This is a genomic window from Corynebacterium xerosis NBRC 16721 = ATCC 373 (genome assembly GCF_001552415.1).
Lineage (GTDB): Bacteria > Actinomycetota > Actinomycetes > Mycobacteriales > Mycobacteriaceae > Corynebacterium > Corynebacterium xerosis.
Genome location: NZ_BCRD01000001.1, coordinates 385078 through 405337, shown reverse-complemented (window position 1 = coordinate 405337; position 20260 = coordinate 385078). Strand labels below are relative to the sequence as shown.

Genomic DNA, 20260 nt, shown 5'->3' with positions numbered 1-20260 from the left:
GTTCCCCTAGTCCGCGGGCCAGGCGAACAGGACCCGCGGCTCGACGGGGTTCGACGGATCCGCCGTCACCAGGCTGATTCGCGGGGCGCTGCCCTCCGGGGGCACGCCCGCCTCGGTGGTCCCGCGGCAGTTGGCGAACACCGGCGGCTCGAACACGAACACCTCGACCTCCTCGCCGCGATCGTGGAGCACCGCCGAATCGAAGGCGTGCCCCACCCACGGCTCCAGGACGACGGCCTCCGTCAGGTCCAGGCACGCGCGATCCACCCGCGACGCCAACTGCCCCGACGTCGCCATCGACGAGATGGCCTCGTCCACGCCGCCGTCCACCCAGGTCGGCACCTCGAGCGTCGCCGTCTCGCCCCGCCGGTGCGCCGCGATGGCCAGGCAGTACTCCAGGCCGAACCGGTCGATGAGCCTGCGCAGCGGCGCGGTGACGTGCGCGTACGGCCCGCCCACGCCGGAATGGACGGGCACGCCCTCCGACGCCTCCGCCGAACCGTCGTCAAGCGCCCCCAACCGCTGGTAGCCGGAGCCGCGCAACAGGCGCGACGCGTCCTTCATCACGGCCATCCCCCGCGGCGAATCGGCGTCGACGCCCGCCAGGAACGCGCTGACCTCGGCCACGCCCGCGCCATCGGCGAGCTCGTAACCCAGGGCACGCGCCGCGACGCGGAACTCCGCCAGCGCCTCCTCCCCGGCCGGGCGCAGCGTCCGCAGCACGCCGACGCCCGCTTCCGCCATCATCTGCCCCGCGACCATCCCCGCCAGCAGCGAAATCTCCGAGTTGAAGTCCATCACCGGCGGCCGCGCATCCAGGTGCAGCTCCCACCGGCCATCGCCCGTCGGAGCCACGGTCTGCGAGGGCAGGCGCAGATTGATTGCTTCACGACGAAGCGCCGACCCCTGCCGCGCCCGCCCCAACTCGGGCAGCGCCGCAATCGAAGGGTGCGGATCCCCCGCGTCGAACGTCGCCTGGACCTCCATGTACTCCAGCCGCGCCACCGACCGCACCAAACCCGGGTAGACGTCCCAGGACGTCGGCTCGCCATCGGCGCCGACGACGATGTCCCAGACGATGGCGGGGCGGTCGACGTCGGGAAGCAAACTGCCCGCGTCCTCCGACAGCGCCGCCGGGTGCAGGCGCGTCGGCTCATCCGGCAGGTAGATCGTCTGCCCGCGGCGCATCGCCTCCGCCGCGACCAAGGAATCCGGGGCGATCAGCCCGCCGACGTCGGCGATGGCGTAGAGCACGCGCCAACCGGCGGCGCCCGTGGCGTCGTCCACGACCTCGGCCAGGTGCATCGCCTGATCCAGGTCCATCGAACCGGGCGGGTCGATGGTCACGAACGGCACGTCGCGCAGATCCGTGCGCGCGGCACGGCGGTCGGCGGCGGCCGCGGCATCGGCGTGGACCTCCGGCGCGAAGGTCTCCGGCACCCCGAATTCACGGGCGACGGCGCGGAAGTCGAGGGCTGCTGCATAGAGCTTCATGTCCGCCCAGCCTAATGGCGAACGCCGCCCGCGTCGCCGGATAGCCTGGTGGTGACCGCACGGCGAACGCCGCGCAAGCCGCCACCATCGCCGCGAACGCCGAGCGCCGACGCAGCCGCGGGCACGCGCCCGCACGCATGCGCCCGCGAACCCCATCCCGGACCCAGGAGCACCAATGAGCCCCCGCACCACCGCCGACCCCGACATGACCAAGGCGATCCTCCCCGACTCGGCGCTGCCGACCCACTGGTACAACCTCGCCGCCGACTTCCCCGAGCCGCTGCCGCCGCACCTGCACCCCGGCACCCGCGAGCCGCTGAAGCCGGAGGAGATGACGCCGATCTTCGCGTCCGGGCTGGTCGAGCAGGAGTTCTCCACCGAGCGCTGGATCGAGATCCCCGAGCCGATCCGCGAAATCTACCGCCTGTGGCGCCCCGCCCCGTTGGCCCGCGCCCGCCGCCTGGAGAAGGCGCTGGGCACCTCCGCCCGCATCTACTACAAGAACGAGTCCGTTTCCCCGATCGGTTCGCACAAGCCGAACACGTCGGTGGCGCAGGCGTACTACAACATGCTCGACGGCATCGAGAACCTGACCACCGAGACCGGCGCCGGCCAGTGGGGCGCGTCGCTGGCGTTCGCCGCGCAGTTCTTCGGCCTGGGCGTCGAGGTGTGGCAGGTCCGCGCGTCCTACGACTCGAAGCCGTACCGCCGGATGCTCATGGAGGTCTACGGCGGATCGGTGCACCCGTCGCCGTCGGATCTGACGGAGGCCGGCCGCGCGATCCTGGCGAAGACCCCCGACACCCCGGGGTCGCTGGGCATGGCGGTGTCGGAGGCCATCGAGGTCGCCGTCGGCGCCGACAACTCGCGGTATGCGCTGGGCAGCGTGCTCAACCACGTGATGCTGCACCAGACCATCATCGGTCAGGAGGCTGCGGCGCAGCTGGCCATCTTCGGCGAGTCCGGGCCCGACGTCGTCGTCGGTTGCGCGGGCGGCGGGTCGAACCTGGCCGGCCTGACTTTCCCGTTCATCGGGCATTCGCTGACCGGTGAGGTGCTTGACGACGGCGCCTCGTCCTCCACCCCGACCTCCCCGTCGGGTGCGGCGGGGACCCAGGCGGCCGGGGCCGGCAGCGGTACCGCGGTGAAGCGGGATGCCTCGGAGTTCCTGCGCGATGGTGCGCCGCGCATCATCGCGGCCGAGCCGGCGAAGTGCCCGTCGCTTACCGAGGGCGAGTACCGCTACGACCACGGTGACGTCGCGGGCCTGACGCCGCTGCTGAAGATGCACACGCTGGGCAGCGACTTCGTCCCGGACCCGATCCACGCCGGTGGCCTGCGCTACCACGCGATGGCGCCGATGGTGTCGCACGCCGTGGAGCTGGGCCTGATGGAGACCACCACCGTCGAGCAGGAGGACGCGTTCGCCGCCGGCATCCGCTTCGCCCGCTGCGAGGGCACCGTCCCGGCGCCGGAGTCCAACCACGCCATCGCCGCGGCGTGCGCCGAGGCCGCCAAGTACGACGGTGAGCCGGGCACGGGCCCCGTCATCCTGATCGGCCTGTCGGGCAACGGTTTCCTCGATCTGCCGTCCTACGCGAAGTTCGTGTAGTTCCGGCAGGCCACATGGCCCGGACCGCTCGAGAGGTCCGGGCCATTCACGCGTCGCCAACCCCTCGACGAGGTCGCGTGGTCCGGGCCATCTACGCGAGCCGAGGTCTCCGACTCACCGGCGAATGAGGTGAGGGCCGGGCCGTCGTAAAGCGAAAAGCGCATGCCGCCACCGCACCCGCCGCTGTCGCCCCATTCTCCGGGGAGTCGCCCAAAATGGGACAGATCATGGTCTCAAAACGCCAGGTCGGGCTCGATCTCCGTGTCCCGTTCTGGGCGATAGAAAACTGGCTATCGCTCGGGACGGGAACGCGGCCCAACTTTCACGCGGCGTCGTTGCCGCGCACCCGACGAGTCCGGTACCCATCAGGCCACCGCTCGCCGGCTCCGACGAAACGCGCCGTCGTGCGCGCCCCAGCCGCGATCTTCGCCCGCTGCGCCACCAGCAACTCGCGGATCCGCCGAAGCGCCTCCCCCGACAAGATCTCCTCCCACGTCACGCGCAGCACGGCCAGCCCCTCCGCAATCAACTCAGACTCGCGCCGCCACTCACGGTACGACCGCTCACCGGGATCCCCGTAGGCGCCCAGGAACTTGCCCTTCCCATGAACTTCGATCATCGCCAGATGCCCCGGAAATCCAAGGTCCACGTACCCGATCAACACCTTGTCGGCCCGAAACACCCGGAGCTGCACTTCAGGCGCCGGCAGTCCCGCTTCAATGATCTGAGCGCGCAAGATCGACTCGGCGGCGCTGTCCGCGAACTGGGTCGCATACGCGACGGTCTGCAACGCCCGCCGCGGATTCGTCGACCGATTGGCCGAACGCGCGAGCTCGATGATGTCGTTGTTCACCTCCGGATCCGGGTCTGCCGCGTGGCTCCGTAGTTCTGCGTCCGCGATGCGTCGATCGAATATTTCCAGGCCCCACGCCAGCGCGGCACTGCGCCCGACCACGACCATGCCCTCGCGCGAGTCGACCGCGGTGAGGTGAGTGACCCGCCGGCGACCGGTGGCGTCCAGCGTGCTCCATTCCGTGGTCGGCATGAAGGTGTTCGGATGCACCCTGTGCAGCTCGCCGTTGCGGCATCTGCGGCTGAGCGTCTTGCGTTCTGCTTCGGTCGTCCCCCTGAGTATGTTCACGCTTGATTTGACGCGGTTCGCGAGCGATCGGTTCCATCGAATCTCCCGTCACCTCCGCGTGGGGGTGTTCGACGGCAAGACGGTGGTGTCACGAGGACAAGGGCTCCGCTGCGCATGCGCCGGCCATGTCAACCAAGTAGCAAACTCACTATCGCCCAAAAAGGGACATTCACTGACGGCAAAACCCCAGGTCACGCTCGCACGGTCTGTCCCGATTTGGGCGACTCCGCCGAATTTGGGGCTGTAGAGGACAGAGTGCCGGAACACCCCGGCGCGCCTTGTTCAGGCCGCGCGCCGACGCGGACTTCGGGCGACCCAACCCGAAAAAGTGAACGTGAACGAGCCGGCCTGTGAGCCGGATTCTGTTCCCGCCGTGCCTTTCGGCGCCGACGGGCGATGACCATCCATCTCGACGCACCATCGCTGGGCGCCTGAAGCAGCTGACCCTCGAACTCGGGCGGGCGCCCTCGATCGTCCGAGCAGGCACACCGCGCGAACGTGGTGCGCCCTCTTGCCTTGCTCCCGGTGGGGTTTACCGAGCCGCCGCAGTCACCTGCGGCGCTGGTGCGCTCTTACCGCACCTTTTCACCCTTACCCGGTTCGTCGCGGACGAGTCCGCGCCGCCCGGGCGGTTTGTTTTCTGTGGCACTGTCCCGCGGGTCGCCCCGGGTTGCCGTTAGCAACCACCGTGCCCTGTGGAGTCCGGACTTTCCTCGGCGCCGGGCCGGGCGCACCCTGCGGTGCGCTGGTCCCCGTGCCGCGGCCATCCGACCGGCTCGCTCACGTGGTGGGACTTTACAGCACTTGCTTTACGACGCCCACGTCCCCGCCCCACGGCCCGCCCCTTCCGGTGCGGCGGGATGCATCACCAGGGTGACCGAGGCCGGGAACGTGAACCTACCGCAGGTGGGCGGGAACGTGGATCTACCGCAGGTGGGCGGGAACGTGGACCTATCGCAGGTGGGCGGTGTCGTTGACCAAGGTGACCGACGACGGCCCGTCGGCGTAGAACTCGGCAACCGACAACGACGCCAAGTCCAGGTGCAGGCGGGTGAACAGCTCGAAGCCGCAGCCGATGCCCTGGCGCAGCAGCGCCTTGACGGGCGTGACGTGACTGACAACCAGGAACGTGCCCGTGCCGTACCGCTCGGCGATGCGTCGGCGGGCGCGGGCGACGCGGTCGTCGACGGCGCGGAACGCCTCGCCCCCCGGCGGCGGCAACTCGGGGTCGGTGAGCCAGCGGGAGTGGATGTCGGCGTCGCGGGCGGCGGCCTCTCCGAAGGTCAGGCCCTCCCAGGTGCCGAAGTCGGTTTCGCGCAGGTCATCGTCGACGTGGATGTCCAGTCCCAGTTCGGCGGAGGCGTACCCGGCCGTTTCCAGGGCGCGGGCCAGCGGCGAGGCGATGATCCCGCCGATGTCCCAGTCGCCCAGCGCCAGCCGTTCGGCAGCTGCGCGGGCCTGACGGCGCCCGAAGTCGGTCAGCGACGGGTTCGACGTCGATCCGCTGTAGCGCCGGTCGACGCTCATCGGCGTCTGCCCGTGGCGCAGCAGCAACAGGCGGGTCGGCTCCCCGACCGCGCCGGTCCACCCCGGGCTGGCCGAGGTCGCCTCGCGCGCCGCCCCCGACCCGGAAGTCGTGGACACCAGGCCCTTGTCGGCGTCGGCACCGCCGTCCGTGCCGGCCCCGGCGCCGCGGCCCACGGTGGCTTCGCCGCGTGCGCCGCCCTCCGCGCCGCTCATCGCTTGTCGCCCTTGCCTGCGGCGTTGAGCGTCACCGGCCGCACCAGCCACGCGCGGCACTCGGGGCAGTTCACCACTTCTTCGGGCGCCAACGTCTCGAAGCTGCGCATCGTCGACGCGTCGAGCTCCATGTAGCAGCTGCGGCACGTGCGCCCATCGAGGCGAGCGACGCCGATGCCGGTCTCTGCGGTGATCTTGTCGTAGCGCGACAACAGCTTCGCGTCGACGGATCCGCGCAGTTCCTCCATGCGCCGGCTCAGGCCGTCGACCTGCGCCTGCATGTCCAGGTCCGCGTCGGCCAGGCGCTTCTCGGCGGCCCGGATGCGCACGTCGAGCTCGTCGGCATCGACGTCGGTGTTCAGCTCGTGGGCGTCGCGGGTGTCGCGGACGTCGGCGATGTGGTGCTCCAGCTCTTCGCGGCGGCGCAGCGTCGACGCCAGGTCATGTTGCAGGTCGCGGCGCACGTCCGGGTCCTCGGCTGCCTCGAGGCTGCGACGGTCCTCGTCCTCGCGGCGGCGCAGCTTCGCCAGGTCGGACTCCAGCTTCCGCACGTCCACGCCCAGGTCCTGCGCCGACAGCCGCGACCGCGCCGAACTGGTCCGCGCGGCCGCCCGCTCGGCCAGCAGAGCCGTCAGCTCCGCACGCTCGGGCGTCGACTGGCGGCGCGCCTCGAGCCCGTCCATGCGCGCCTGCGCCTCGGACAGCTCCAGGATGGTCACCTGGGTGACGGGATCGAGTTTCATCGGTTCTCCTCGGGAATATCGGTGGTCGTGGGGGCGTGGTCGTCGTCAAGCGAAGCGCCCGCGGCGACGGTCCACGGGTCCGTTCGGATGTCCAGGACCTCGGTCTCCAGGTCCAGCGCGCCGGCCAGCAGATCCGCGGCCTGGCCGCACCAGGGGAATTCGCTGGCCCAGTGGGCGGTGTCGACGATGCACGGCCCGCCGTCGCGCAGCGCCTCGTCGACCGGGTGGTGGCGCAGGTCGGACGTGACGAACGCATCGACCCCCAGCTTGCGCGCCGTATCCAGGAAAGAATCGCCCGACCCCGAAGCCACCGCCACGCGTCGGATCATCCGGTCCGGGTCGCCGGCGCCGCGCACGCCCCATTCGGTTGCGGGCAGTCGCTTGCCGACGCGGCCGACGAAATCGCGGAAGGTCATCGGTTCGTCGAGATCGCCGACGCGGCCGATGCCCAGGGCCGACTCGGGGTCGAGGTCGCCGACCTGGGACTCCAGGATGTCGAAGCTCGGCTCCTCGTACGGGTGCGCCGCCAGCAGCGCCGCGTGGACCTTCGCCCGCAGGTGCGGCTCGGCGACGAACTCGATGCGCTGCTCGTCGACGTGTTCGACCTCGCCGCGCTCGCCCAGGAACGGGTTCGCGTCGTCGCCGGGGCGGAACTGGCCGCGGCCGGTCAATTCAAAAGCGCAAGAGTCGTAATCGCCGACGGACCCGGCGCCGGCATCGAACACGGCGTCCTTGACGGCGTCGGCATGCGAGGCGGGCACGCGGACGACCCACGCGTCGAGGTGCCGGCCCGGCTTCGGCGCCAACGGCGCTCCCGGGTGCACGCCGAGCAGCTCGGCGAGCCGGTCGTTGACGCCGGGGCGGGCGGAATCGGCGTTGGTGTGCGCCGCGAACAGCGCCACGCGGCCGCGAATGAGCTTGTGCAGGATCCGGCCCTTCGACGTATCCGCCGCCACCGACGACACCCCCCGCAGCAACAGCGGGTGGTGGACCACCAGCATCTGCGCGCCGGACGCCAGCGCCGCGTCGGCGACGGCATCGGTGCAGTCCAGGGCGACGGCCACCCGCGACACCGGCTCATTCGGATCGCCGCAGATCAACCCGACCTTGTCCCACTCTTCGGCCAGTTCGGGCGGGTAGGCGGCGTCCAGGACGCGGCGGACGTCGGCGACGGTCACGTTCATCTGGGGATCCTCTCGGGTGGATTTCGGGCGGCGGCTATTCAGTTGCGGCACAGCGGTCGCGGCGCTGCGGCCGGGATGCTCACCGTTCACTCTGCACCACGGCGATGCGGGCGACCTCCCCCACCAGTGTGCCGACGTCCGCCGCGCCGCGCACCGCCAGCCGCCACCACGACGGGCCGAGACCGGGGAAGGTGTCGCAGCGTCGGACGGCCACGCCGCGGTTGGCCAACGTCAGGCGCGCGGCCTCCGGGTCCTCCACGGGCGGCCGGGCAAGGACGAACGGGCCGGCCGCCGGTTCGACGTCCCACCCCGCGTCGAGCAGGGCCCCGACCATCGCCGTACGTTCGCGAACGACGTCGGCGCGCTCCAGTTCCAGAGGCCGGCCCATGCCGTGTTCGGCGACCAGCCGCATCGCGTGCAGCTGCAGGGTCCCCACCGGCCACGCCGGGCGGCGCGCGGCGAGCTTCGCCAGCACCTCCGGCGCCCCCAGCGCGTAACCGCACCGCAGCCCCGCCAGCGCCCACGTCTTGGTCAGGCTGCGGAACACCAGCACGCCCGGATCACGCACCGACGCGACCTCCGCGCCGGCATATTCGTCGGCGGGGACGACGTCCATGAACGCCTCGTCGACCACCACGATCCGGCCCGGCCCGCGCAACGCGAGAATCTCCTCGCGCGCATGCAGCACCGACGTCGGGTTCGTCGGATTGCCGACCACCACCACATCGGCGTCGGCGGGCACTCCCGCACCGCCGCCCCCGCCGAGCGCCTGCCGCAGATCCCAGGGCCGCCGCAGGATCACGCGGTCGACGTCGACCCCGGCGGCGCGCATGGCGGCCTCCGGCTCGGTGAACTGCGGGTGGATGACCGCGGTCCGCCGGCAGATGTTCGGCAGCAACGCGAACCCCTCGGCCACGCCGGCCAGCAACAGCACCTCGTCCGCGGTGCGCCCGTGACGAGCCGCGATGAGCTTGCGCACCCGCCTGTCGAGCATCGGGTCGGGATACGCCGACAGCTCGTTCAAGTGCCCGCCGAGGCCGTCGAGAAGCCATCGCGGCGTGGTCCCGCGCACGTTGACCGCGAAATCCACCAGGGCCCCGCGCGCCGCGACATCGCCGTGGTAGCCCAGATCCCCGGCGAACCCGTCCGCGTCCGCCTTGTGTTGCGCGCCTGCGGCCGCCGCCGTGCCGGATGCGCCGCCGTCCCCCATTTCCATGCCCTTCAGATTGCCACATCACCCGGATCGCGGATCACCGCCCGCCCCGGCCATACTGGGTGCATGGCCCTCACCGCCCCCACCCTGCTCATCGACGTCGACGGCACCATCAGCGATTCCCTCGCCGGCATCCAGGCCAGTTTCCGCGCCGCCATGGACGCGGTGGAACATCCGCTTCCCGACGCCGCCTTCCTGGCGTCGCTGGCCGGCCCACCGATGCGCGACTCGATGGAGGGCATCGGGTTGAGGGGCGAAAGCCTCGACGAGGCGATGCGGGTCTACCGTGCCCGGCAATCCGGCGGCGGCTGGGCCGACACCGCAATGTTCCCCGGTTGGCCGGAGCTCCTCGACGGTTGGCGCGCCGATGGCATCCGCTTGGCGACGGCCACGTCGAAGGGCGGGCACTTCGCGCGCAAGGTGCTGGCGGAGTTCGGGATCCTCGACCGGTTCGACTTCATCGGCGCCGCCGACGACGGCGGGCACCGGCACCAGAAGGACGACGTCATCGAGTACACCCTGCGCACGCTGGGCCTGCCCGCCGATGCCGACGGGGCCGCGCGCGCCGACGGGGTGGTCATGATCGGCGACCGCATCCACGATCTCGAGGGCGCGAAGAAGTTCGGCGTGCCGTGCATCCTCGTCGGCTGGGGCTACGGGCCGGATTCCGAACGCGAGCTGGCCGACGCCGTCTGCCGCTCCCCCGAAGAGCTCGACCGGATGGCGCGGGAGTTGCTGGGGATCTGACGCCCACATTCCGCCACACGCGATCGGCTCCGGCCCAGCGCCCCGGCGGCCGCGGCACCTCCGAGCGGGAAATTGGCTCCGGCGACGCGGGCGTTATACCTTGTCATTCGGAAAAAACGCCCCGCGCGCGGCGGTCCCCGATCGGGGCCGGCGCACACGCGGGCCGCCCGCTTTTCGCCGGCCGACCGCGGTCGGCTCCTTCGCCCGACTCCTTCACCCGGACCCTTCACCGAGGAGAACCCATGTCCGCCCCTGGCCGCACCGAATCCGTGTACCTCGTCTTCGTGTGCAGCGGCAACATCTGCCGCTCCCCGATGGCGGAGATCATCGTCCGCGAAGCCGTCGAGGACGCGGGGCTGACCGAGGACGTCCTCCTCGCCTCCTGCGGCATCGGCGCCTGGCACGTCGGGCAGCCGGCGGACTCCCGCGCCCGCGCCGAATTGGAGGGCAGCGGCCGCGACTCCACCCACGTCGCCGCGCAGCTCGGCGCCGAGCACGTCGACGCCACGCTGTACATCGCCATGGACAACGGCCACGTCTCGCAGCTGATCGCGCGCGGCATCCCGGCGGAGAAGATCCGCCTGATGCGCTCCTTCGACCCGGACTCCCCCTCCGACGCCGACGTCGCCGACCCGTATTACGGCGACGCGTCCGGCTTCACCCGCACCCGCCGCGAGATCGAGGCCGCCACTCCGGGGCTCATCGCCGCGGTGCGCGACTTCCTCGAGGACTCGTCGACGCGCTGATCCACCGGCGCACAGATCCGGCCGGCGGCGTCGTAAAGCCCTACAGTTCCTTCAACTCGATGCGCTCGCGGTCCTTGGGGCGCGGATCCTTGCCCGTCAGGGTGCGGACGCGGAACGTCCAGATCTTGTTGATCACGAAGTTCGCCGGCGTGCCCAGCAGCACGCCGATGAGGTTCGCCCAGTAGAAGCGGGTGCGCAGGCCGCTGGAGTCGTCGAAGATGTGCTCCGGCAGGGCCAGCGGCGACGTGGGGTTGGTCAGCACGGTGATGGTGATCAGGCTGACGACGAGGCCCGACAGCCCGGCCAGCAGGAACGGCCCGAACTGGCGGAACCAGTTGGGGCGGTCGTCCACCCGGAACGTCCACGAGCGGTTGAGCTGGAAGTTCCAGATGTTGGCGATGAAGAACGCCAGCGTGGCGTAGACGTGCGACCAGCGGATGTTCCAGCGCGTGCCCAGCAGGTTCGCGAACACGTCGTGCTCGTTGACGCCCCATTCCAGGCCGGCCTTGCGGGCGGCGATGGCCACCGCGGTGTTCACCAGCACGCCGGTGCCGCCGACCAGGCCGAACTTGATGAACTGACGGAAAACCGTGCCATAACGCGAACGCGATGACGTCTTTGCGGCTGTGAACACGGGCACCTTCCGGCGGGTGGGGCGTGCGGGGGCGATGACGGCGGACCCCACACGAACGACGGGCTAACGGCGAATTCTACTCCACCGCCGTGCCCGAACGTGTTCGCCGATGATCAACGTCACGCAGCGCCGCGCCCCGATCCCCCCTGCCGTATCCGGGGCGATCCGGGCGGGTGAGTAAGGTGGGCGGCGTGAAATCCCGAATCCGCCAGTTCCTGACCCCGGGCTGGGTGCTCACGGCCGTGGTCTGCGTCGCGTTCGCCTATCTCGCGTTCACCGTGCTCGCACCGTGGCAGCTCGGGAAGAACGAGGCGACGCAGGAGCGCAACGATCAGCTTCGCCACGCCTTCGAGGTCGACCCCGTGGACGCCTCCGAGCTGTTCCCGGACAGCGGCGAGCTCGCGGAGGGCACCGAATGGCGGCGGGTGACGCTCAACGGCGAGTATCTGCCGGATTCGGACGTCCTGCTGCGCAACCGCCCGGTCGACGGCACCCCGGCGACGCATGCGCTGACCGCCTTCCGCGCCGACGACGGGACGCTGTACCTGGTCAACCGCGGTTTCGAGACCCCGTCCGACGGCGGCATCCCCGACATGGACAAGGCCCCGTCCGGCGAGGTCGAGCTGCTCGGCTACGCCCGACGCGGCGAGATGCTCCCGGAGCGCCCGCCGCTGGAGGGTGGCCCGGGCGAGCCGACTCAGGTCTACGGCCTCAACACCGACCAGGTCGGCGACGTCATGGGCCTGGATCTCCACGCCGATTACGTCCAGCTCGCCGAGGACCAGCCCGGCGGCCTGCGGTCGATCCCGTTGCCGACGCTGGAGACCGGCCCGTATCTGGCCTACGGCATCCAGTGGATCTTCTTCGGCCTCATGGCCCCGGGCGCGCTGATCTGGTTCATTTACGCGGAGGCCCGGGAGCGCCGCCGGGACCGGGAGGAACAGGAGGCCGCCCTGCGGACGTCGCTTGACGACGGTTCCGCGGCCGCATCGTCCGCCGTGCCCGCGGCCGCCACGGGGGCGCCGCTGGGCGGGACGGTGGGCGTCGTCAAGCACGAGGGTGACCGTGACGCCGCGGCGCCTGAGCCCGCCGCCCCGTCGGGCGATGCCGCGCAGGCCGACGCCGCGCCGGAGGGCCGAGCGCCGGTGGATCCCGCCGAGGAGCGTGCTCGGCGCATGGCCGCCCGCTACGGCGACTCCGGGCACAAGGGACGCCGCCGCCGGGGCCATGGCCTCGACGGCGAGAGGTTCTAGGGACGTTCCGGGCCGGCCGGCCGAATCAGCGGGTCGCGGCGGCGAGCAACAGGCCACCGAGGCACAGCGCCGCGGTGATGTCCTGAACGCGCCGCGTCAGGCGCACCGCCCGGCGCACGTCGGCGACCGCCGGCGCATGCCCGGTGCCCAGCGTCGCGCGGTGCTCGACTCCCCCGTCGTATGCGGTGGCGCCGCCGAGGCGCACCCCCAGGGCCCCGGCGGCCGTGGACTCCGGGATGCCGGCGTTCGGGCTGGGATGGGCGGGGGCGTCGTCGCGCCACGCGCGCCAGGCTCCGGCGCGATCGGGTCCGGCGATGACCGTGGCGATGCCCGTCAGGCGGGCGGGCGCCCAGTTGATCGCGTCGTCGAACTTCGCCGACGCCCACCCGAAGTTGCCCCACTTCGGCGTGCGGTACCCGACCATCGCGTCGAGGGTGTTGCCGCAGCGGTGCAGGACCACGCCGGGCGCGCCGAGCGCCGCACCCCACAGCAGGGTGCCGGACACCGCGTCGGAGGTGTTCTCCGACAGGGACTCCACCGTCGCCCGCGCCACGCCGTCGAGGTCGAGCTTCGACGGGTCGCGCGAGCACAGCCACGGCACCAGCTCGCGGGCAGCGGCGAGGTCCTCGGCTTCCAGGCGGTCGGCCATGCGCTCGCCGGTGCGGGCCAGCGTCGTGCCGCCGAGCGACGCCCACGTCACCGCGGCCAGCGCGGCGTTCGGGAACCGTCGGGCGGCCAGAGCGGCGATCGCCGTGGGCCCGCCGACGAGCACCGCGGCGTAGACCACTCCCCGCGGCTTCGAGTCGGCCCAGATCCGCTTCTCCAGCCGATCGGCGGCCGTGCCGAACCACGCCACCGGATGGTGCCGCGCCGGGTCGCCGAACACTCGGTCGGCCGCGCATCCCGCCGCGATTGCGGCGGCCCGGCCCAGAAGGCGTCGGGTGCGGGTGGGCGTCATCGCTTCTCCTTGACGTGGCGGGCCACATTCGGGCGCTGACCAGCGTTTGGGTCAATTTGGGTCAAACCCGGGGCCCCCGTGGGCCACGAAAGCCCCGTCCCGGTGACGGACCGGAACGGGGCTGACCTGCAACAATCGGCAGGAAATCACGTGCGGCGAGAGGGTTTCGAACCCCCGACCGCTGGTGTGTAAAACCAGAGCTCTACCACTGAGCTATCGCCGCGGAAGTCGCACGCGCGACGTCGCGAAAAACGGTAACACACCCGTTGAGACGGTCATTCTTCGGCCCGTCGCGCCGCAGATCGTCCCGAGGTGGCCGCGTTACTGGCGCTTGACGCCCCGCTGCACCAGGCAGTTGCCCTGCCACTCGCCCAGGCGGATCGCCGAGGTACCGGTCAGACCGGCCAGCTGCGCCGACTCGTCGATGAGGCCCGGATCCACGAACCGCGGGCGGCCGGCGCCCGGGGTGATCAGCCAGATGCGGCCGTTGTCCGTCATCGGCCGGGCGGCGTCGACGAGTCCGTCGACCAGATCCCCGTCACCGTCGCGCCACCACAGCAGCACGACGTCGACGACCTCGTCGGTGTCCTCGTCCAGCAGATCTTCGCCGAGGAACTCCTCGACGGACTCGCTGATGGCGGTGTCGCAGTCGTCGTCCCAGCCGACCTCCTGAACCCGCCGGCCCTTTTCAATGCCCAGCGAATCCGCGTAATCCTGCACAGCGCCAGTGGCGTCGCCCACTTCTCCGGTCCTCCAAATCTCGTGATTGCCGGGGGCTCCGTCATCGCCCACCGGTTCTTTCCCCGCGGAGTTTACCGCCCCGGGTGGGCTTGTACAGGGATCGGGGCCTTCGAGCGTGACAACGGGCCCACGCGGGCACGTGAAATCGACGACCAAGCGGCCCTGCCCTCCGAGTGGAAACGGCAGTAGAGTGGTGTGGAAAACAATTCGGGCAGTGACCCGCCCACGACCCCTGGGCGCCGACCCGCCCAGATGACCCGGGAGGAATACCAAATGGCCGACACGGCGGAACGACACGTGGACGACTCGAACTTCGCGCTGATCCGCGACGGCGTCGAGTCCTATCTGACGGACTCCGACCCCGAGGAGACCCGCGAGTGGCTCGAATCCCTCGACGGCCTGCTGGAGGAAGCCGGGCCCGACCGCGCGCGTTTCCTCATGCTCCGCCTGCTCGAGCGCGCCACGGCCAAGCGCGTGGCCCTGCCGCCGCTGACCTCCACGGACTACGTCAACACCATCCCCACGACCATGGAGCCCGAGTTCCCGGGCGACGAGGCCGTGGAGCGCCGCTACCGCAAGTGGATCCGCTGGAACGCCGCGATCATGGTCCACCGCGCGCAGCGCCCCGGCATCGGCGTCGGCGGCCACATTTCGACCTACGCGTCGTCGGCTCCGCTGTACGAGGTGGGCTTCAACCACTTCTTCCGCGGCAAGGACCACCCCGGCGGCGGCGACCATGTCTTCTTCCAGGGCCATGCCTCTCCCGGCATGTACGCCCGCGCGTTCCTCGAGGGGCGACTGGACGAGGATGACCTCGACGGTTTCCGCCAGGAGGTCTCGCGCCCGCAGGGCGGCATCCCCTCCTACCCGCACCCGCACGGCATGCCGGACTTCTGGGAGTTCCCGACCGTGTCCATGGGCCTGGGCCCGATGGGCGCGATTTACCAGGCGCGGTTCAACCGCTACCTCCACGACCGCGGCCTGGTGGACACCTCGCAGCAGCACGTGTGGGCGTTCCTCGGCGACGGCGAGATGGATGAGCCGGAGTCGCGCGGCCTGATCCAGACCGCCGCGATCAACAACCTGGACAACCTCACCTTCGTGGTCAACTGCAACCTGCAGCGCCTCGACGGGCCGGTGCGCGGCAACACCAAGATCATCCAGGAGCTGGAGAGCTTCTTCCGCGGCGCCGGCTGGAACGTCATCAAGGTCGTGTGGGGCCGCGACTGGGACAAGCTTTTCGAGAAGGACACCGAGGGTGCGCTGGTGGAGCTGATGAACGGCTTCCGCGACGGCGACTACCAGACGCTGAAGGCCAACGACGGCGCGTTCGTCCGCGAGCACTTCTTCGGCCGCGACCCGCGCACCGCCAAGCTCGTCGAGGACATGACCGACGAGGAAATCTGGAGCCTGTCGCGCGGTGGCCACGACTACCGCAAGATCTACGCCGCCTACGCCAAGGCGATGGAGACCAAGGACCAGCCGACTGTCATCCTGGCGCACACCATCAAGGGCTACGGCCTGGGCCACAACTTCGAGGGCCGCAACGCCACGCACCAGATGAAGAAGCTGACGCTCGACGACCTGAAGCGTTTCCGCGACAAGCAGGAGATCCCGATCTCCGACGAGGTCCTGGAGAAGGACCCGTACCTGCCGCCGTACTACCACCCGGGCGAGGACTCCGAGGAGCTGCAGTATCTGAAGGAGCGCCGCAAGGAGCTGGGCGGTTTCATGCCCGAGCGCCGCGAAACCTACGAGCCGCTGGTCGTGCCGGAGATGGATGCGCTGAAGTCGATCCTGAAGGGGTCCGGCAAGCAGCAGGTCGCCACGACCATGGCAGTGGTGCGCATCTTCAAGGAGCTCATGCGCGACAAGGAACTGGGCAAGCGGTTCGTGCCGATCATCCCGGACGAGGCCCGCACCTTCGGCATGGACTCCTGGTTCCCGACGCTGAAGATCTACAACCCGCACGGCCAGCAGTACACCCCGGTCGACCATGACCTGATGCTGTCGTACAAGGAGTCCGAGCAGGGCCAGATCCTGCACGAGGGCATCTCCGAGGCCGGTTCGATGGCGTCCTTCATCGCCGCCGGCTCGTCCTACGCCACCCACGGCGAGGCGATGATCCCGCTGTACATCTTCTACTCGATGTTCGGTTTCCAGCGCACCGGCGACCAGATGTGGCAGGCCGGCGACCAGAAGTGCCGCGGCTTCCTGCTCGGCGCCACCGCCGGCCGCACCACCCTGACCGGCGAGGGCCTGCAGCACATGGACGGCCACTCCCCGCTGCTGGCGGCGACGAACCCGGCGGTCGTGGCTTACGACCCGGCGTTCGCCTACGAGGCCGCGTACATCATCCGCGAGGGCATCGACCGCATGTACGGCGAGGGCCGCGGCGAAGACGTCATGTACTACCTGACCATCTACAACGAGCCGACCCCGCAGCCGGCGGCGGCCGAGGACCTGGACGTCAAGGGGCTGCTCAAGGGCATCTACCTGTTCAAGGAGGAAAAGGGCGAAAACCACGTCAACCTCCTGGCCTCGGGCATCGGCATGCAGGCCGCGCTGAAGGCCGCGGACATGCTGGCCGAGGAGTACGACATCCCCGCGTCGATCTACTCGGTGACGTCGTGGAACGAGCTGGCCCGCGACGGCCTGGCCCGCGAGACCGAGGTCCTGCACAACCCGGGCGAGTTCCACGAGCGCCCGTTCGTGCAGCGCGTCCTGGAGGATGCCGACGGCCCGTTCATTTCGGTGTCGGACTTCCAGCGCGCCATCCCGGAGCAGATCCGCCAGTGGGTGCCGGGCGACTACACGGTGCTGGGCTGCGACGGGTTCGGTTTCTCCGACACCCGCGAGGCCGCCCGCCGCTTCTTCAACATCGACGCCGAGTCCATCGTCGTCGCCGCGCTGGCCGGTCTGGCCCGCGAGGGCAAGCTGCCGGTGTCGGTGGCGCAGAAGGCGGCCGAGAAATACAAGATCACCGATCCGACGGTGGTGTAGCCGATCACGGACGAGGACCGGGCTCCCCACGACCTTCGGCACCTGCGCGGGCCGTTCGACGTCATCGGTGACGTCCACGGTTGCCTGGCCGAGCTCGTCGACTTGCTGACGAGGCTCGGCTGGGACGTCGGCGCCGACGAGGTGGGGCGCCCGGTTCGTGCATCTCATCCCGGTGGCCGCGTCGCGGTGTTCGTCGGGGACCTCGTCGATCGCGGGCCGGACACTCCCGGCGTGCTGCGGTTGGTGATGGGCATGTGCGACGCCGGTGACGCGCTGTGCGTGATGGGCAATCACGATTGGAAGCTCGCCCGCGCGTTGGGTGGTGCCGACGTGACCGTCCACCACGGGCTGGCGGAGTCGCTGGAGCAGATCGGGGCGGTGGCCGAGGGGCGGCGGGTGGCCCCCGACGGGCGCGCCCACCCGGCCGAGCCCGATTTCCCGGAACGGGTGCGGGGTTTCCTGCGGGCCCTGCCCATCCACCTCGTTCTCGCGGGCGGCGATCTCGTCGTGGTGCACGCGGGGTTGAAGGAGGAGTTCCACGGCCGTGCGTCGCGGGAAGCCCGGGCCTTCGCGCTGTACGGCGACGTCGGAGGGCGCGCCCCCGACGGCATGCCGATCCGCCGCGAATGGGAGCGGGACTATTCAGGTGCGGCCAGGGTGGTCTACGGGCACTGGCCGGTCACGCGGGCCGAGTGGGTGAACAACACCATGTGCCTGGACACGGGCTGCGTTTTCGGCGGGACGTTGACCGCGTTGCGCTACCCGGAGCTCGACGTGATCGGCGTCCCCGCGCGCGACCGCTGGTGGGAGCCATCGCGGCCTGCGCGGGAGCCCGCTCTGTAGCCTGGGACGTGACCTTCTCGCGGACCGACGGATGGAGCGGACATGACCAGCAGCTTGGGCGATGCCCTCAGTGCTTTGCTTGGCGACGGTGCCGGCGCGGCCGGTGATTCGACTTCCGGCGGATCCGGCGGGAAGTCGGGCGGCCGGGGCGCCGGCGGCACCGCGCTCGATGGGCTGACCGGTGCCCGTGCGGAAGTCACCGACGTGCTGCTGCGCATCCTCGGCGACGAGGCACCCGAGGAGGCCCCCGGCCTGGATTCGACTCTGCGCGGCGACATCGGGCTCGACCGTCTCGGCGTGGTCGAGTTGCTCGTGCGCTGCGAGGAAGAGACCGGCGTGCGCTTCGGCGACGAGGACGTTACCGGCATGAAGACCCTCGGCGACGTGATCTCCCACGTCGAATCCGGCCGCGAGAAGTAGCCCCCGCCGTCACATCACGGCACGCCGGGGCAGCAGTTCCATCACGTCGCAGATGATGCCCTCGCCGTCCCCGGCGGCGCCCTCCCCCGGTTCGCCCTGCGGGAGGGCGGTTGAGGCGTCCGGGGGGGCGTCGTCAAGCGATCCCGAATCGGAAACGGCGGCGACCGGCTCCCACGCCTCGAAACCGGAGGTGCCGGGGCGCAGGGGTTCTAGGGCGGCGTCCCAGGCGGTGCCGAGCTCGGCGTCGAGGGCGCGGGCCATGCCGGGGGCGTCGCCGCGGTGGGCGGCCATGATGGCGCGGAGGCGCTGCTCGCCGATCTGAATGTCGCCGGCGGCGTCGGTGACGCCGGACCACGTGCCCAGCGCGGGGACGTGGCAGTGGCGCTGGCCCTGGTCGCCCGGGATGTCGGCGGCCGGGTCCTCGGTGATTTCGAAGGTGAGGTCCGGCCAGCGCGCGAGATCGCCGACCAGGCGCGCGGCGGCGCCCGCGGGTCCGCGCCATTCGATTTCGGCGCAGACGCGGGTGGCGTCGTCGGGGCGGGTGCGCCAGATCGACGCTGCCGGGCGGGTGCCGTCGGGCAGCGTCATTCCGGCGCGGGCGAGGGCCCACGCGACGTGCGGCGTGAGGGCCGGTCGCGCTGCGTGGATCCACAGCACTCCGGTCGAGTCATGTCGGGACATGGTCACCTGCGGTGTCGGCGAAGAGACGGGGCGCCACCGGTGGTGCCGGTGGCGCTCCGCCCCAAGACGAGGCTCGTCTTCCCCTACGCCCTCGTCGCCGGGACGTCGCCGCTCGTCGGTGGGTCGTCTGGTTGCGGTCGGCCGCGGTGCGGCTTCGTGCTTTACGACGCCCCGAGCAGCGATGCCCAAGTCAACTGATGGGGCCAGTGTCTACTGGTGGGCGACGTGCGACAAGGGTCAAGTCGAGGTTGACACCCCCGAACATTGAAGTGTTCGTTGAGGTTTGGAGGGGTGCCCGGAGGTGGGCGGTGCTGCTCGCCGAGCGAAGGGCGGCGACCGGTGTTAGAACTCTTGTCGTGCGCGTACGACACACCGTTGCGCGTTCGATTCTTGAGATTCGGGGGGATCCAATGGCACCGACAACGCGCATGGGGCGCGTCACCGCGGCCGCGTGCATCGCCGTGATGGGCGCTGCGGGGTTGAGCGCATGCACCGCATCCGGGGCAACCGACGGCGGTCGCACCGGTGAAGAAGAAGCCACGGCCCTGCCGCCGGGAGTCTTGCCGCCGAATGACCCGCCGCAGCCCGGCGACGCGCGGCTCGGCCCCGACGGCCACTACGACTACTCCGCGCCGGACTTCGTGCTGAAGAACCCGTGCGATACGGAGGCCTATGAAGTGGCACTTCGGAACGGATGGACGCAGCCGTCGTTCGGGACAGTCCGGCGCGATGAGCCTGCCGAGAAGACATGCTCAATCATCAAGGACTCAACGGGGATAGTCCTCTTCTCGTTTTCCAAGAATCCGGCGGAGTTCTTGGTGGAAGGCTCTCAAGTGTCCTACGAAGAGTCACGCGGGATAGGCATCGCCGTCATCAAAGCGCCGAATCTCTTTGGAGAGTCCTGCTTCACCGGTGTCGAGACACCCAATGGACTGGTCGGAGCGCTAACGGGTGTTGGTGGATTCTCTAATCACCAGACAATTGAAAGCGCCTGCGCCGAAACTAAGCACATCTACCATGAACTTTTCGGGGGAATTCATGCAGTTTAAGGCAACTTTAACTTCTATTTCTGAAGTTCAAGCCACGCTTCATTCAGAGGCTTTCAAC

The 20260-nt window shown here is 70.4% G+C and carries 18 protein-coding genes, 1 tRNA gene and 1 other RNA gene; 8 read left to right on the top strand and 12 right to left on the bottom strand.

What is annotated here, in order from left to right:
• Nucleotides 1-6 precede the first annotated feature (6 nt).
• Complete coding sequence (locus CX1_RS01875; RefSeq protein ID WP_046650662.1) at nt 7-1494, bottom strand: RNB domain-containing ribonuclease; 1488 nt, start codon at nt 1492-1494, stop codon at nt 7-9.
• A gap of 175 nt (nt 1495-1669) precedes the next feature.
• On the opposite strand from CX1_RS01875, the gene CX1_RS12740 reads away from it, so the two are divergent.
• The gene (locus CX1_RS12740) at nt 1670-3106 is read left to right on the top strand and encodes a TrpB-like pyridoxal phosphate-dependent enzyme (protein WP_046650663.1); all 1437 of its coding nucleotides are present in this window, start codon (nt 1670-1672) and stop codon (nt 3104-3106) included.
• A gap of 322 nt (nt 3107-3428) precedes the next feature.
• On the opposite strand, the gene CX1_RS01865 is transcribed toward CX1_RS12740, so the two are convergent.
• The 6 genes from CX1_RS01865 to cobC all read right to left on the bottom strand — a co-directional run bounded on the left by CX1_RS01865 (nt 3429) and on the right by cobC (nt 9130).
• A complete protein-coding gene (locus CX1_RS01865; protein ID WP_146780753.1) occupies nt 3429-4169 on the bottom strand; it encodes a hypothetical protein in 741 nt (246 codons plus the stop codon).
• 413 nt (nt 4170-4582) lie between these two features.
• An RNA gene (rnpB, locus tag CX1_RS01860) (RNase P RNA component class A) lies at nt 4583-5026 on the bottom strand.
• Nucleotides 5027-5198: 172 nt separating this feature from the next.
• A complete protein-coding gene (locus CX1_RS01855) occupies nt 5199-5987 on the bottom strand; it encodes a histidine phosphatase family protein (protein ID WP_082718993.1) in 789 nt (262 codons plus the stop codon).
• Nucleotides 5984-6730, bottom strand: a complete 747-nt coding sequence (locus tag CX1_RS01850; protein ID WP_046650665.1) for a zinc ribbon domain-containing protein — start codon at nt 6728-6730, stop codon at nt 5984-5986. The genes CX1_RS01855 and CX1_RS01850 overlap by 4 nt, the downstream gene beginning before the upstream one ends.
• Nucleotides 6727-7914, bottom strand: a complete 1188-nt coding sequence (locus CX1_RS01845) for a Nif3-like dinuclear metal center hexameric protein (RefSeq protein WP_046650666.1) — start codon at nt 7912-7914, stop codon at nt 6727-6729. Before CX1_RS01845 ends, CX1_RS01850 begins: the two co-directional genes overlap by 4 nt.
• 79 nt (nt 7915-7993) lie before the next feature.
• Nucleotides 7994-9130 carry an Rv2231c family histidinol phosphate aminotransferase CobC gene (gene cobC, locus CX1_RS01840; protein WP_082718992.1) on the bottom strand — a complete coding sequence of 379 codons (1137 nt, stop codon included), beginning with the start codon at nt 9128-9130 and terminating at the stop codon, nt 7994-7996.
• Nucleotides 9131-9193: 63 nt separating this feature from the next.
• Here cobC and CX1_RS01835 point away from each other — a divergent pair, with 63 nt between their 5' ends.
• Together CX1_RS01835 and CX1_RS01830 are read left to right on the top strand one after the other, a co-directional pair.
• The gene (locus tag CX1_RS01835; protein WP_046650667.1) at nt 9194-9874 is read left to right on the top strand and encodes an HAD hydrolase-like protein; all 681 of its coding nucleotides are present in this window, start codon (nt 9194-9196) and stop codon (nt 9872-9874) included.
• Nucleotides 9875-10116: 242 nt separating this feature from the next.
• Nucleotides 10117-10620, top strand: a complete 504-nt coding sequence (locus tag CX1_RS01830; RefSeq protein ID WP_046650668.1) for a low molecular weight protein-tyrosine-phosphatase — start codon at nt 10117-10119, stop codon at nt 10618-10620.
• 40 nt (nt 10621-10660) lie between these two features.
• Here CX1_RS01830 and CX1_RS01825 read toward each other — a convergent pair whose 3' ends face one another.
• The gene (locus CX1_RS01825; RefSeq protein WP_046650672.1) at nt 10661-11254 is read right to left on the bottom strand and encodes a GtrA family protein; all 594 of its coding nucleotides are present in this window, start codon (nt 11252-11254) and stop codon (nt 10661-10663) included.
• Nucleotides 11255-11445: 191 nt separating this feature from the next.
• On the opposite strand from CX1_RS01825, the gene CX1_RS01820 reads away from it, so the two are divergent.
• On the top strand, nt 11446-12507 hold the full coding sequence (locus tag CX1_RS01820) for an SURF1 family cytochrome oxidase biogenesis protein (RefSeq protein WP_082719049.1): 1062 nt from the start codon (nt 11446-11448) through the stop codon (nt 12505-12507).
• 25 nt (nt 12508-12532) lie between these two features.
• Here CX1_RS01820 and CX1_RS01815 read toward each other — a convergent pair whose 3' ends face one another.
• From CX1_RS01815 to CX1_RS01805, 3 genes are all read right to left on the bottom strand, one after another.
• Nucleotides 12533-13465, bottom strand: a complete 933-nt coding sequence (locus CX1_RS01815) for a CobD/CbiB family cobalamin biosynthesis protein (RefSeq protein WP_060925180.1) — start codon at nt 13463-13465, stop codon at nt 12533-12535.
• A gap of 151 nt (nt 13466-13616) precedes the next feature.
• Nucleotides 13617-13688 (bottom strand) — tRNA-Val (locus CX1_RS01810).
• Between the two features lie 98 nt (nt 13689-13786).
• Complete coding sequence (locus tag CX1_RS01805) at nt 13787-14206, bottom strand: DUF3052 domain-containing protein (RefSeq protein WP_046649994.1); 420 nt, start codon at nt 14204-14206, stop codon at nt 13787-13789.
• Nucleotides 14207-14479: 273 nt separating this feature from the next.
• Here CX1_RS01805 and aceE point away from each other — a divergent pair, with 273 nt between their 5' ends.
• The 3 genes from aceE (at nt 14480) to CX1_RS01790 (ending at nt 18472) form a co-directional block, all read left to right on the top strand.
• Nucleotides 14480-17209, top strand: a complete 2730-nt coding sequence (gene aceE / locus CX1_RS01800) for a pyruvate dehydrogenase (acetyl-transferring), homodimeric type (RefSeq protein WP_046649995.1) — start codon at nt 14480-14482, stop codon at nt 17207-17209.
• Nucleotides 17210-17311: 102 nt separating this feature from the next.
• A complete protein-coding gene (locus CX1_RS01795; RefSeq protein WP_060925179.1) occupies nt 17312-18052 on the top strand; it encodes a metallophosphoesterase in 741 nt (246 codons plus the stop codon).
• A 42-nt stretch (nt 18053-18094) separates the two neighbouring features.
• Nucleotides 18095-18472, top strand: a complete 378-nt coding sequence (locus CX1_RS01790) for an acyl carrier protein (RefSeq protein ID WP_082718990.1) — start codon at nt 18095-18097, stop codon at nt 18470-18472.
• Between the two features lie 9 nt (nt 18473-18481).
• On the opposite strand, the gene CX1_RS01785 is transcribed toward CX1_RS01790, so the two are convergent.
• A complete protein-coding gene (locus CX1_RS01785) occupies nt 18482-19153 on the bottom strand; it encodes a DUF3145 family protein (protein ID WP_146780756.1) in 672 nt (223 codons plus the stop codon).
• A gap of 428 nt (nt 19154-19581) precedes the next feature.
• Between CX1_RS01785 and CX1_RS12190 the strand changes: the two genes are divergently transcribed.
• Complete coding sequence (locus CX1_RS12190; RefSeq protein WP_146780758.1) at nt 19582-20202, top strand: hypothetical protein; 621 nt, start codon at nt 19582-19584, stop codon at nt 20200-20202.
• Nucleotides 20203-20260: the final 58 nt, after the last annotated feature.